The sequence below is a fragment of the Gluconobacter wancherniae NBRC 103581 genome (assembly GCF_007988885.1).
GTDB lineage: Bacteria > Pseudomonadota > Alphaproteobacteria > Acetobacterales > Acetobacteraceae > Gluconobacter > Gluconobacter wancherniae.
In genome coordinates this window covers 1,359,213-1,372,278 of record NZ_BJUZ01000001.1, presented here as the reverse complement: position 1 = coordinate 1,372,278, position 13,066 = coordinate 1,359,213, and the positions used below count along the sequence as shown (strand labels likewise).

Genomic DNA, 13,066 nt, shown 5'->3' with positions numbered 1-13,066 from the left:
TTAAACACTGATTCGTTTGACTGTTCTTACGGACATGATACGCATGTGTCATGAGCACAGTCACACGAGCAAATCTTGCTGAGCACATCTACAGCCAGATAGGGCTGTCCAGAAACGATTCTGCGATTTTGCTGGAAAGTGTATTGGAAACCATATCCAGTACACTTGCTCGCGGCGAGACCGTGAAATTGAGCGGTTTCGGAACTTTCGCGGTTCGCCAGAAAGGCCGTCGTGTCGGTCGTAATCCCAAAACGGGCATAGAAGTGCCTATTCTCCCTCGTGCCGTGCTGGTATTCCGTCCGTCACAGATTCTCAGAGCCCGCATGAACGGCGATGAGCTGGCGAATGAGGCAGAGACCCTGGCGGCGGAAGCAAATGACTAACAGTTCTCCCGATCAGCAACAGGTAGTAATTCTGGGGAGAGACGCTTCTGAGCGACTGAAGAAAGCCCCTAACGCTTATCGGACGATTAGCGAGGTTGCCGAAGAATTACATATTCCCCAGCACAGACTTCGCTCTTGGGAGACGATGTATCCGGTTATAAAGCCGTTTCGGGGAGAAAGTGGGCGTCGTTATTATAGCCCGCAGGATATCGAGATCATTCGTCAAATTTCGGATATTCTCTATGTTCAGGGTTACAAAGGGCACAGTGTCATGCGTGTTCTTCGCGAGACGCGCGCAGCGACAAAAAATAAAGCCCCCTTCACTGAAGTGGCTGCTGATATTTTATCTGAACAAGACGAAGCGGTCCAAGCTGCAGAAAAAAAACCAGACTCATCTACACTATCTGATGAAATTCTGATTGCAGAGGAATATACTGGCTCGGATTATTTTCCAGAAGCAGAAGCAGAAGCAGAAGCAGAAGCAGAAGCAGAAGCAGAAGCAGAAGCAGAAGCAGAAGCAGAAGCAGAAGCAGAAGCAGAAGCAGAAGCAGAAGCAGAAGCAGAAGCAGAAGCAGAAGCAGAAGCAGAGTTTACGGGCTCGGCTATTATCGTCATTGAAGAGGCGACCATTGATCTGGAGCCTGCATCGGAGGCTTTGGAACCCATGGAAACTCACCAGATGATTTCTGATGAGGCATCAAGCGCCGTTCAAGACGTGGAATCTCTCAGAAACGAGAATGCATATCTTCGCTCCGAGCTTCTGGAAATTCTGGAAGAGTTACAGCTTATGAGAAATCTTCTTCCAAATTGATACGAGCCCCATTGCGGTAACCGGCTTACGCTGCTACACCACCGCCACCGCAGGACGGACGGGCAGTAGCGCAGCCTGGTAGCGCACCAGTCTGGGGGACTGGGGGTCGTGGGTTCGAATCCCGCCTGCCCGACCAGTCCTGCGGTAATACCCCTTAAAATTCTCCCTCTGACTGAGCCTCTTCCGGGGTTTCGGCTGTCCAGAGTGTCCACAGTAGGTGGAGTGCCGCCATAATGGCTGGCCCAAGAAACAGGCCAAGCAGGCCCCATGTTTCTGCCCCGCCAAGAATTCCGAGTAAGACCCACAGAAATGGCATTTTCGTGCTACCGCCAATCAGGGCAGGACGGATGAAATGATCTGCCACGAAAATCACCACTGATCCGAGCGCCATAACGATAATCGCGCCGATCATGCTGCCCTTCGCCAAAAGCAGCAGACTGATGAATGCGATCGTAGGCCAGGCGAGAAAAGGAATCATCGCAGCTACGGCTGTTAGCATTCCGAAAAGAAGAGGCTGTGGCGCGCCAGTAGAAATGTATGCGGCGGCCATGATAGCGCCCTCACCAAGTCCCACCAGGACCAGTCCTGCCAAGGTTCCATGGACCGAAGAGACCATCTGCTTGGCCACATTTTCTCCCTGCTCTCCGAAAAGGCGATGGGAGCCGACGAGGCATTTGTGAATGACGTATTCACCGTCCTTGAGGAGGAAGAACAACGTCAGCAGCGAAAAGGCGAATAAAGTTCCGCGACGTGCAACTTGAGAGCCAAGCTGCTTCGTCATCTGCATGCTATGAGCGATGTCAACGGAATGTAGCAGGTGTGATAGCCGCTGTGGGCTGGTCAGGTTGTTCTGCCACCAGTTGGTGACCTGTGTGGACGCTACGGGCAGGTGATGCACCCACTCCGGCATTGCAATGCCATTGTTGCGGACATCGTCGATCCAGCGCAGGACACTCTGTGTTTCGTCAGCAATCTTGACGCCTACCAGAGACAGCGGGATCAGAAAAATCAGCGTGACGGCAAGTGTAAAGGCTACGGGAAGCCACTCGCTGCGGCCAAAGCGCTGTTCTGTGTAGCGGTACAGGGGCCAAAGAGAGATTGCAAAGACGCAGCCCCATAGAAGCGCTGGCAGGAATGTCTTGAGTGTGAAGAGGCCGATTGCCACGAAAAACAGTGCCAGAAAGCCACGTGCACGCCTCTGGATCGTACCTGGAGCCGCAGAGGCCTCTACAGGGATCACGTCAGGGGGTGAAGGTGGAGCGAGTTCGGTCATGGGGATCCTTGGCCACGTGGGTGACTGAATGTCTGGAACACCGTATCAGACATCAAATGAATTGCGTATTGTCAGCTGTTATGAACGGATTTGCCTATCAGAAAGATGCACATCCGTTTTGTATGGTCAGGCCAACAGCCTGCTGATCGAAGCGGGTTTTGTAGGCGTCGCGGATAGCATTCAGGTCATGCTGAAGGTTGCGTCTGTCTGGGGTGGAAATCCAGACGATCCGCGAGGGCTCTCTGGTGACAGTATGGCGGACGGTGTCGAGCCATTGGCCGTTGCTGTCGAGAACGGTAAATCCGGCCGGGAAACGTGGTGTTATTTCCTTCGCTACGAAATCGTTCCAGTCTGACGCGGCTATCAGGTTGCCACCGTGGAAACTGGTTCCGAACATTAAATGCACCTGAAGCATGTCTGTGGCTTGCATGGCTCTGCAAAGGTTCGGAGTTACGCTGACGGGCACTACGCAGCCGCCCAGCAGGAAGAAGGGTACGACCATGGCGGTGCGGTGTAGGATATTCATGAACGGTGGCCTCGTAGCGCCTTCGCAAGAATGATGGAATCCGTAACTGAGAAGAAATTCTGACGGATGAAGAGGTCAATCAGGACCAGATTGACGTTGAACTTGAAGTCGTTGGTGTCACGCACGCGGCAGAAGATGTCGCTCAGGCTTTCCAGATGAAAACTCTCGACTTCACCATCCTCCGCAACGGGCACGAAATTATTCGGCAGATAAAGATCGAAGCAATGCAGAATGTCGCGCCTCAAGCCCTCGGCACGTTCCAGAGCATACTGGATGCGGGCTACGGGCACGGCCTTCTGTGCGATTGCTTCAGGAATGCCTGCTTCTTCGTGTGCTTCTTTAATGAGCGTTTCTGTGGCGGTGAGGCCTGCGCTCATTCCTCCGGCGACAATATGGTCCAGTTTGCATGGGTCCAGACGTTTTGATGCACTGCGGCGTGCTATCCAGATTTTGAGGCCATCTGGCGTATTGACCAGCCCATTCAGGTGAATGCCCTCTGCTGGTAGACCAAAGAGGGGAATGGCTCCTCTATCGATCTGTCCAATGACGTTGTCTTCGTCGTCACGGACATCAAAGAGTTCATTGTGGGATGTGTATAGCCCCGACAACGCAAGTTCGTGCCCCAGAGATTCGAGGATGCTGGCATCCTGAAGGATGAATGAAGTGCCGGTGCGGAGGCCTTTTAACGTTAGGGCAGGGGCAATTTCTGGGGCAATCCAGCCAATCTGTCGGCCCTGATAAAAAAGGGGTGTGCGCTCACCAGGAAGGCGAGCCTGATTGCAGCGCTCTATGTGGCGCAGGAACGGAAGGGCTTGTGGGGAAAGGATATTGTCAGACACAGACGAAACTCTGACATGTGGTCTCATGATTGCAAAGTGTGCTTTCGGCTCTCCATAGTCCGGGAATGCTGAAAACTTCCGATTCGTCGTCTCCGGTCCGGATTTCGCTTCTGGACCTCTGGCGGCAAATTCGACCGCCCCAGATTACCCCTCTGGCCTTGCGCATCGTCGTGACACTGGTTCTTCTTCTGCTTGAAAGCGGGGCCACTGTTGCCACGCCGTGGCTCTTCAGCCGGATGGTCGGTGTGCTCTCTGAAAAGCAGGCCCTCATGAGTGTGCCTGTATGGTTGATCGCTCAATATGCGATCATTCGTATTGTGTCCGGAATTTCGTCGCCCTTGCGAGACATGCTGATCGCTCCAGCCAGCGCCGATCTGCAAAGGCGGGTGGCTCTTCTTGGCCTGAAGCACCTGCATGCCATGAGTAGCCGCTTTCATCTTGATCGGCAGACTGGTGCGGTAACGAGAACTCTTGATCGTGGATCGGACGCCGTTGGTACATTGCTGAGCCTTGTTCTGTTCAATGTCCTGCCAAACGTCATTGAGCTTGGTCTGACGCTGATTGTCATTCTACGCATCTTCAACTGGCGGTACGTGGCTCTGCTTGTCTTCACCATCGGAATATATGGAAGCGTATCTTTTATTTTTACGCGTCTGAGGATGCAGGCGCGACGGGAGCGCAACGTTGCGAGCAGTCAGGCTCAGCATCAGCTTGTGGACAGTATTCTGAACTTCGAGACGGTGCGCAGCTTCGGAAATGAGCATCACGAGATTGCTTTATATGATGTGGCTCGGTCTGCGTTGATGCGCTCTGAACTCCGGCTTCAGAGGTTGATCGGATTTTCACAGATCTCGCGAAATGTTCTGATTGCCCTGACCACTACGGCGCTGCTTGCGCTGGCTGCACATGATATCGTCTTGGGGAAGATCGGTGTTGCCCAGTTTGTACTGATCGGGACTTATCTGCGCAGTCTGTATTCTTCAGTTGGTTCTCTGAATTATGTCAGTGCAGGCTGGCGGAATGCACGTGTGGATCTGGAACATTACCTCGAACTTCTTGGGCGTCAGTCAGAAGTTCAGGAAGCCGCAGAGCCTGTCCGTCTTGCAACGCGCCTGTCATCGGGCGGTGCAGCGCAGGTGGTGCTGAAGAATGTTGCGTTCGGGTATTCGCCGAAGCGGCAGATCCTGCATGATATCAGCCTGAATGCCCCCGCAGGGACTTCCGTGGCAATCGTGGGGCCTACCGGCTCAGGAAAGTCCACGCTCGGGCGGTTGTTGACCCGTGCATATGACCCCACTTCCGGAGAAATCCTGATCGACGGACATGATCTTCGGGATATTACTCTTCATGATCTTCGTGAGGTCATCGGCGTTGTTCCTCAGGATACGACACTTTTTAATGACAGCATCGGGCGCAACATTTCTTACGGAGATCTGACTGCTTCCGAAGCTGCCATGAAGGCTGCGGCTGCGAGTGCACAGATTGACACATTCATTGAGAGCCTTCCCGAAGGATATGAGACCATTGTGGGGGAGCGGGGGTTGAAGCTTTCGGGAGGAGAGAAGCAGCGCGTGGCGATCGCGCGCGTTATCCTGAAAGATCCGCGTATCTTGCTGCTGGATGAGGCTACAAGCGCCCTGGACACTCGGACTGAGGCTGCGATCCAAAATGAATTGGACGCTCTCTCACGGGCGCGTACGACCTTTACGGTGGCGCATCGCCTTTCGACAGTTCAGAACGCGGATCAAATTGTTGTTCTGGAAGAGGGGCGTATCGTAGAACGTGGGACGCACGTGGATCTGCTGCAAAATGATGGGGTTTATGCGCGGATGTGGAGCGTTCAGGCTGGTGAAAGTGTCATTCAGGCTTGACGCAGGTCAGATCGTAAGTCATAAGCCGCGCCTGATTTACGGAACACGCCGGGCCTCGCTGTCCTGCGTCATTCAGCATCGAGGAAGTATCACATGTCTCGCCGTTGCCAGGTCACGGGCAAGGGCGTGCTGACGGGCAATAACGTCAGCCACGCCAATAACAAGTCCCGCCGTCGTTTTCTCCCCAACCTGCAGGAGATCACACTGCTCTCCGATATCCTCGGTGCTTCTGTGCGCATGCGCATGACCACCAACGGTATTCGTACGGTTGAGCACAACGGTGGGCTGGATTCCTTCCTGCTCGGTACGCCGAACCGCAAGCTGCCGGTTGAAGCACAGGTCATCAAGCGCCGCATCCTGCGCGCTCAGGAGCGTAAGGCTGCACAGCCGGCCTGATTATTTTTCCCTGAATAGTCGTTCGGGGGAAAATTGCTCTTGAAAACCATGGCGGTCTGGGTCATTCAGCCGCCACTGGGACAAATCAGGTTCGGCCCCGCAGGGCCGCAGCAGAGGTGTTTCAGTCCAGGCTGAAGCACCTTTCATTGTATTTTGGAGGTTTTTCCGTGTCCGAATCCGTGACCGAAAACGTCGTCGAGGAGGCCAAGTCGGCCCTTTCGAAAATCCGTAACATCGGTATTACCGCGCACATCGATGCTGGTAAGACCACGACGACCGAGCGTATCCTGTATTACACAGGCATGTCGCATCGCATCGGCGAAGTCCATGACGGTAACACCACGACCGATTACATGGCTCAGGAGCGTGAGCGCGGAATTACCATCACGTCTGCTGCTGTGACATGCGTGTGGAACGACAACCGCATTAACATCATCGACACCCCGGGCCACATTGACTTCAACATTGAAGTCAACCGTTCGCTCCGCGTGCTTGATGGCGCCATCTTCGTGATCGAAGGTGTGGCTGGTGTGCAGCCGCAGTCCGAGACAAACTGGCGTCTTGCTGATCGTTACAGCGTTCCGCGTATCATCTTCATCAACAAGCTCGACCGTACCGGCGCTGATTTCTACCGTGCATTCGACACGCTAAAGGAAAAGCTGGACATCGTTGCTGTTCCGCTGCAGCTTCCGATCGGCGCCGAAGAAAATTTCGTTGGTGTTGTTGATCTTGTCGAGATGCGCGCGATCGTATGGGAAGGCGGCGAACTCGGCGCCAAGTTCCACTACGAAGAGATCCCTGCAGACCTCAAGGACAAGGCGGACGAAGCTCGCCAGGTTCTTCTCGACACTGCTCTCGCCATGGATAACGATGCCATGGAAGAGTATTTCGAAAAGGGTGATGTGGACGTTGCAACACTGAAGAAGTGCATCAAGAAGGGTGCAATCTCCGGTGAGTTCCGCCCCGTCATGTGTGGTACGGCGTTTAAGAACAAGGGCGTTCAGCCACTGCTCGACGCTGTGATCGATTACCTGCCAGCTCCTGATGAAGTTGAAGGCATTCGCATTGCGCCGCCGGAAGACGAAGAAGTTGACGAAAACTTCCTGCCGATCGTTCCTGTCGATCCGGATGGAAAGTTTGCTGGTCTTGCGTTCAAGATCATTTCCGACAAGTACGGCACACTGACGTTCGTCCGCGTTTATCGTGGCGTTCTGAACTCCGGTGACACGGTCCTTAATACGACCAAGGGTCACAAGGAGCGCGTTGGCCGCATGTTCCAGATGCATGCTGACAAGCGTCAGGAAGTGAAGTCTGTTGGCGCTGGTGACATTGCTGCGTTCGTGGGCCTCAAGGACACCGTAACGGGTGATACGCTTGCTGACGCTGCTGATCCGGTGGTTCTGGAGCGCATGCAGTTCCCGGTTCCGGTCATCGATATTTCTGTCGAGCCGAAGACCAAGGACGGCGTAGAGAAGATGACGCTGGCTCTTCAGAAGCTGACAGCGGAAGATCCTTCTCTGAAGCTGAAGACCGACCAGGAAACCGGCCAGACCATTCTTTCCGGTATGGGCGAGCTTCATCTGGACATCATTGTCGACCGTCTGCGTCGTGAATACGGCGTTGATGCAAACATTGGTGCACCTCAGGTCGCCTATCGTGAGACGATCACCAAGCCGCACGTAGAGACCTACACCCACAAGAAGCAGTCGGGTGGTTCGGGTCAGTACGCTGAAGTGAAGATTGAGTTCGCACCTTCCGATAAGAAGGACGAGATCACTTTTGAGAACAAGGTTGTTGGTGGTGCTATTCCGAAGGAATACATCCCGGCAGTTGAAAAGGGTATCCGCGCTCAGTCCACCACGGGTGTTCTGGCAGGCTTCCCGACCGTCGATTTCAAGTTCACGCTGCTTGACGGTAAGTACCATGACGTTGACTCGTCGGCTCTGGCCTTCGAAATCGCCGCCAAGGCTGCTTTCCGTGAAGGCATGAAGAATGCCGGTCCCGTCATTCTTGAGCCAATCATGGATGTGGAAATAACCACACCGAACGATCACGTGGGTGACGTGGTGGGCGACCTTAACCGTCGTCGTGGCATCATTCAGAACCAGGAAACCTCTGGTTCGACGGTGATGATCCGTGCGCAGGTGCCGCTGAAGGAAATGTTCGGCTACATCTCGCATCTGCGTTCTGCAACGAAGGGTCGTGCGTCCTTCACCATGCAGTTCCATCATTACGATCCGGTTCCGCGTAACGTGGCCGAAGAAATCATGGCAAAGTCTTCCTGATTTTTTCAGCAACGCTGGAATTGAAAAACCCCGTCGGAGCAATCCGGCGGGGTTTTCTTTTGCGTCATGGGGGCATGCCTGTGATTAAGGTGATGTTTTTCTGGAATATAAAAAAGGCAGTCAGGTAAAATACCCGACTGCCTCGCTATGTCCTGTTCGGGCTGAGGCCCGATGAAGTATGACTAGAATTAGTGAAGATTATCCGTCTTGCGGATAAAGGCGGCTACATTGTCATGAAGCTGCTGCAGGGTGTTCGGGTCCACGTAGACCATGTGTCCGGACTGGTATTGGGCATACTCGATATTTTTCTGAAGGTTCGCCGGGATCGGCAGGTGCTTCATTTCGTAGATGCCCTCGTAATACGGGGTTGCTAGGTCAAAATATCCTGCATTGAGCATGACGTGCAGGTTTGGATTGGTTTTGATCGCCATCGCAAGGTCGGTCATGACATTGGGGACGCCCTTAGGCTGGTAGCCACCACCTGGCTGGCGATGATGTGAGTCCCAGTGGCCCTGTGGGTTGGACAGGCGATAGTTTTCATCCGTGCCGTATTTGAGCGTGCTGCGCACATATTCATTAAATGTGGAAACATAAGCAGAGCTGATGGCAGTGGACTGCGGATCGTAATCCACTTCCTGGCTCATCGGGTCAATGGTCGGGCTGGAGAAGCGTGTGTCCAGACGGCCAGTTGCATTTCCGGTTTTTGCCTGAAGCTGCTGGTCGAATTCGCCACCATTCACGCGCAGATCTGCACGCAGGATGTAGTCGACAGGCAGGCCTGTGTAGTCATGTAGCCGATTGGCGATTTCCTGCTTTTTTGCCTCTGGAAGGTCAGCGCCCTGCTGTAGCGCCAATGTATAGTCGGTGCTCGCGAACTGCTCGACTTCCTTGAGGAAGGCTTTCAGATCCGGGTGCTGCTGCGGCAGGCAATGGTGATACCAAGCCGTTGCAGCATAAGTGGGCAGAGCCAGAATATAAGGGGCGTCCATACCGGCATTAAATTGCGGGCCGTCGTCACTGTTGTCGTAGTTTAGGATCTGGGACAGCAGAATGACACCGTTAAAGTCGATGCTCTCGTCCTGTTCGAGGTTATTGATGACGACGGCAGAACGCATTGTTCCGTAGCTTTCACCGAAAAGATATTTCGGTGAATTATAGCGATGATATTTCGCAAGGAACTGGGCAATGAAATGCGTGAAGGCTTCGGCATCGCCATCAACGCCCAGGAATTCCTTGCCTGCGTCTTTTCCTGCAATCCGTGAAAAACCCGTTCCTGGCGCATCAATGAAAACGACGTCTGAAACGTCCATCAGGGATTGCGGGTTGTTGATCAGCGGATAAGGAGCTGCTGCAAGATGTTGGTCACCTGGAGTGTTGACCCGAACGGGGCCGAATGATCCCATGTGCAGCCAGACCGATGCAGAGCCGGGACCGCCATTATAGATGAAGGTGATCGGACGCTTGTTGGACGGCACACCCTGCTTGAAATAAGCGGTATAGAACATGGACGCGACAGGCGGATTTTTGGCGTCTTCGTCTTTGCTTGTATCGATTTTTGTCCCGCGTGAAGAAATGACTTCTGCGGAATCATTGTAGTTCGAACCGTGAACGAGAATGGTGCCGGCAACAGCGTGATAGGGGATGGCTGTGCCGCCTACGGTGACGCTGCCTGTTGTAACGCTGTCGGCGTTTGGAACTGGAGATACTGCGGGTGTCGCCGCGGCGAGAACGGGTGTGACGAACATGGTCGCACCCAGCAGAAGGGCCTTACGAAACATGACAGGAATCTCCAACTTTTGCGATGGAACCCTGTGTAATCACAGGCTCCACAAGCGACAAGCATTGCGGAGCCGTTTTGACTTAACCGAAGGCGCGGTTGGCATGCATGATGGCAACACCAACTTCACGCAGTAGATTGAAGCAGCGATTGAGCGGCGTGAAAATTTCCTCGTGTTCTCTCGAGAAGCCCTGTTCTTCAGCAGCACCGCCTGGTTCACCAAAATCCAGATTTGAGATGCTGGGCGCTGATGCAGGAAAGAGATCATCCAGCAAATGCAATGCACGAGGGACGTCCAGGCAGAGCACCAAAGTTGTGATTGCTTCGCGTGTCAGGCTGGCTCGTGGTCCGAAATACGGAATATGGGTTGAGAGGACCCACAGGCGATCCATGAGTGCAAAGCGGATCGCATGAAGCAGTTTTTCATGCGGGTTCATATGCGGGGCGTCCGGCCACGCTGCACGAAGCGCTATGTGGTCTGTCTGTATGCGGCGGAACATTGCAGGTGCGCTGACCCAGAAATCTAGAGCTTCAAGGCCACGTGAAATCGTCAGGTGGCTTGCGCGGCTATCATCATCTTTTGCAAGTGATGCGCGATCCAGCCACGTTCCAGGGTCAAGCTGCCGCACTGTTGCCCGCAGCACGTCCAGGTCAGAATGGGCCAGTGCCTGCCGTGCAAAATCCATTGCCTGACGAAAGCGGGGGGAATCGCTGACGAAGTGTTCAAAGGTTTCAGGGTGGCGCTGTGCGGCGTTTCCGAGGCCATGCAGAACATCAGCCCACCAGCCCAACTGCTGGAGGATCGCGTTATTAGGGATAGCGCGCAACTGGCTCGGATGTGTGATGCGCGTCACTGTTGCGGCGTCAGACTGGCGCGCAGAGGGGCGTGATCCGGTTTTGTCGATAAGGGAAGGGCCGAAGGCGCTGAGCAGGGCCGCATAGCCGGGGTCGTTTACCAGTGCCCCCATATCGAGCGCGATCGTCGAGAAGAAATCGGCTGCGAAATCAGGGCGATCGTAAATCGGGTCATGAACGGATGTGGGAACATGTGCGACATGCTCGGCGAGCGTTGCGATGGTCGAACCTGCAAGTGCGCTGGTGCCGAACAGTGTATAGCCGTCTCCCCCCTGAAAAGCCGTCTCTACACGACATCCGATGCCCGCTTCCTGAATGGCCAGGCGGGTTCGGACGGGTGAAAAATATTCCAGACGTTCACGCAGGCTGAAGGGGTGTGCGCCGCGCCCGATACTTTCGCCATGAGTATCGAACAAGGTGAGAGAGACGTCTTCCAGCCCATGTTCTCTGAGAAGTGCCAGAGTTCTCATTCTCAGGCGTTCGACAAGGTTGGTGGCGGCGAGCTGACCTACATATCGGCCTGAGTCGGAGTATCCGAACTGCAGGGAAAGACGACCATTCGCGCGCAGGTAGTTGCGCCAGTGAGGTGAGCGAAAAGCTTCCTCAAGGATGGTCTCTCCGTTGCCCAGCGCGCTTTCCGTTTCGAAAAGAGGAGAAATTTCGATCTGGTGGTCTTTGATTCCGAAAAGCCGGGCCAGCCAAAGAGTTGCAAGGAGGGTGTAGCCACTTTCCGTCTCGGCGATCAGGAAGCGGATGGGTTTGCCGGAATCAACGTGTTTGAGAATCTGCGCCATAGTCATCATCAGACGTGCAGCGGAGCCTGATTCAATTAGCAAAGCGCCAAAATCAACGGTCAGAGGCTGCAGACTGTCCATGGCCTCGTCGATCTTGGCGAGAAGCACGCGTCGACGGGAAGGGAGTGCAGGGTCGTCGGTCAGGCCAAGGCGTGTCCGGGCGACGTTGTAGATCTGTGCAGCGTTCAGGCGTGTGTGAATATGAGCAATACCCAGCCCATGTCCCATAAAGCCGGCGCGTATGGTGCGGAGGGTATGCACCTTTTCGCCATCAAGGTTTCTGATGACGTTTTCGAACAGTGGGCGGAGTTCCTCTGCATCAAGCAGGGCATTTTCCCTCAGATCGATCAACTCGTGAGCGAACGTCCGGATAGCCTCTGGATCGGCTGTCTTACCGGAAGGACAGGCCTCGTGCTGCCGTTTAACCGCAGCAATCGCCATTTCCACCCGTTGGGCGAGTGACGATGCTTCGAGTTTCAGGCCAGCTAAACCATTTCTCAGTCGTTCGAGCTGCACCAGTTTCAGTTCGAGGCGGATGCGGATGGTGTCCCACCAACCAATGTCATTGCGTCCGTCTGTATCGAAACCGACCCAGCTTGCCAGCACGACCGGGGCCGGGTCGACCTGTTCCGAGTTCGGCCAACGGGTGGTCATTTCACGGATCAGAGCACTGTTGAGCATATCGAGAGCGTCTCGCCCGCGCAGGATAGCAGCGAGGGCCAGTGATTGCTCATGGTTGAGGGTAGGAGGGCTTGCGCGGCGGTGGGACGTCATAAGCGGAACAGGGAGTTCCGGGTTTTCTGCTTTTGCTGCAAGCAGGCTGTAAACCTCATCGGCCAGGGCAAAAGTTGGATGTGCTGTAAAAACTGCAGCAATGGCGGGAATTGACAGGCTCTCAGGGGATGATGCCTGAGCCACGAGACTTGCGGCTACGTCCTTCAGGCGTTCAGCTGGGACCGACTGGTCAAGACCGACATAGGTTCGGAGATGGGCCGCGCGATCACAGAAATTTTCATCGCGCAGGTTGCGGACGATATCTTCGAGTGCACTCATGCCATCACTGGAGTGAGTGTAATCTTCACCAAGGGAAATAATCAGATCAGAGAGGCCGCCACGCTCGCTAATAAGGTGTTTCGTCATCGCTCCAATTTTTTCGGAGGAAGACACGTCGAGCTTGGAGGCGCAGTCAGGCATCAGATAAAGTCTCGCTTCTGCGGAAAAGGCAAAGGGCCAAAAATGTTCCACGGTCTGCCTCC

At 54.4% G+C, this 13,066-nt stretch carries 10 protein-coding genes and 1 tRNA gene; 6 read left to right on the top strand and 5 right to left on the bottom strand.

The annotated features are described in order from the left end of the window. Window positions 1-50 precede the first annotated feature (50 nt). The 3 genes from GWA01_RS06400 (at window position 51) to GWA01_RS06385 (ending at window position 1,330) form a co-directional block, all read left to right on the top strand. Window positions 51-383 carry an integration host factor subunit alpha gene (locus GWA01_RS06400; RefSeq protein WP_146795066.1) on the top strand — a complete coding sequence of 111 codons (333 nt, stop codon included), beginning with the start codon at window positions 51-53 and terminating at the stop codon, window positions 381-383. Then, entirely contained in the window at window positions 334-1,194 is an 861-nt protein-coding gene (locus GWA01_RS13000; RefSeq protein ID WP_244945712.1) for a MerR family transcriptional regulator, read from the top strand. Before GWA01_RS06400 ends, GWA01_RS13000 begins: the two co-directional genes overlap by 50 nt. 59 nt (window positions 1,195-1,253) lie before the next feature. Further along, window positions 1,254-1,330 (top strand) — tRNA-Pro (locus tag GWA01_RS06385). 18 nt (window positions 1,331-1,348) lie between these two features. On the opposite strand, the gene GWA01_RS06380 is transcribed toward GWA01_RS06385, so the two are convergent. From GWA01_RS06380 to GWA01_RS06370, 3 genes are all read right to left on the bottom strand, one after another. After that, the gene (locus GWA01_RS06380) at window positions 1,349-2,467 is read right to left on the bottom strand and encodes an AI-2E family transporter (RefSeq protein WP_146795064.1); all 1,119 of its coding nucleotides are present in this window, start codon (window positions 2,465-2,467) and stop codon (window positions 1,349-1,351) included. A 97-nt stretch (window positions 2,468-2,564) separates the two neighbouring features. Beyond that, entirely contained in the window at window positions 2,565-2,993 is a 429-nt protein-coding gene (locus GWA01_RS06375) for a DUF3574 domain-containing protein (protein WP_146795062.1), read from the bottom strand. Then, window positions 2,990-3,832: an NUDIX hydrolase gene (locus tag GWA01_RS06370; protein ID WP_229315976.1), complete on the bottom strand. Its 843-nt coding sequence runs from the start codon at window positions 3,830-3,832 to the stop codon at window positions 2,990-2,992. The genes GWA01_RS06375 and GWA01_RS06370 overlap by 4 nt, the downstream gene beginning before the upstream one ends. Before the next feature lie 65 nt (window positions 3,833-3,897). Here GWA01_RS06370 and GWA01_RS06365 point away from each other — a divergent pair, with 65 nt between their 5' ends. The 3 genes from GWA01_RS06365 (at window position 3,898) to fusA (ending at window position 8,384) form a co-directional block, all read left to right on the top strand. After that, on the top strand, window positions 3,898-5,703 hold the full coding sequence (locus tag GWA01_RS06365; RefSeq protein WP_146795058.1) for an ABCB family ABC transporter ATP-binding protein/permease: 1,806 nt from the start codon (window positions 3,898-3,900) through the stop codon (window positions 5,701-5,703). A 93-nt stretch (window positions 5,704-5,796) separates the two neighbouring features. After that, entirely contained in the window at window positions 5,797-6,099 is a 303-nt protein-coding gene (gene rpmB / locus GWA01_RS06360; RefSeq protein ID WP_146795055.1) for a 50S ribosomal protein L28, read from the top strand. 179 nt (window positions 6,100-6,278) lie between these two features. Beyond that, a complete protein-coding gene (fusA, locus tag GWA01_RS06355; protein ID WP_146795611.1) occupies window positions 6,279-8,384 on the top strand; it encodes an elongation factor G in 2,106 nt (701 codons plus the stop codon). Window positions 8,385-8,572: 188 nt separating this feature from the next. On the opposite strand, the gene GWA01_RS06350 is transcribed toward fusA, so the two are convergent. Both GWA01_RS06350 and GWA01_RS06345 read right to left on the bottom strand, forming a co-directional pair. Continuing rightward, window positions 8,573-10,162: a S10 family peptidase gene (locus tag GWA01_RS06350; RefSeq protein WP_146795053.1), complete on the bottom strand. Its 1,590-nt coding sequence runs from the start codon at window positions 10,160-10,162 to the stop codon at window positions 8,573-8,575. An 82-nt stretch (window positions 10,163-10,244) separates the two neighbouring features. Next, on the bottom strand, window positions 10,245-13,004 hold the full coding sequence (locus GWA01_RS06345) for a phosphoenolpyruvate carboxylase (protein ID WP_146795609.1): 2,760 nt from the start codon (window positions 13,002-13,004) through the stop codon (window positions 10,245-10,247). Between the last annotated feature and the right edge of the window lie 62 nt (window positions 13,005-13,066).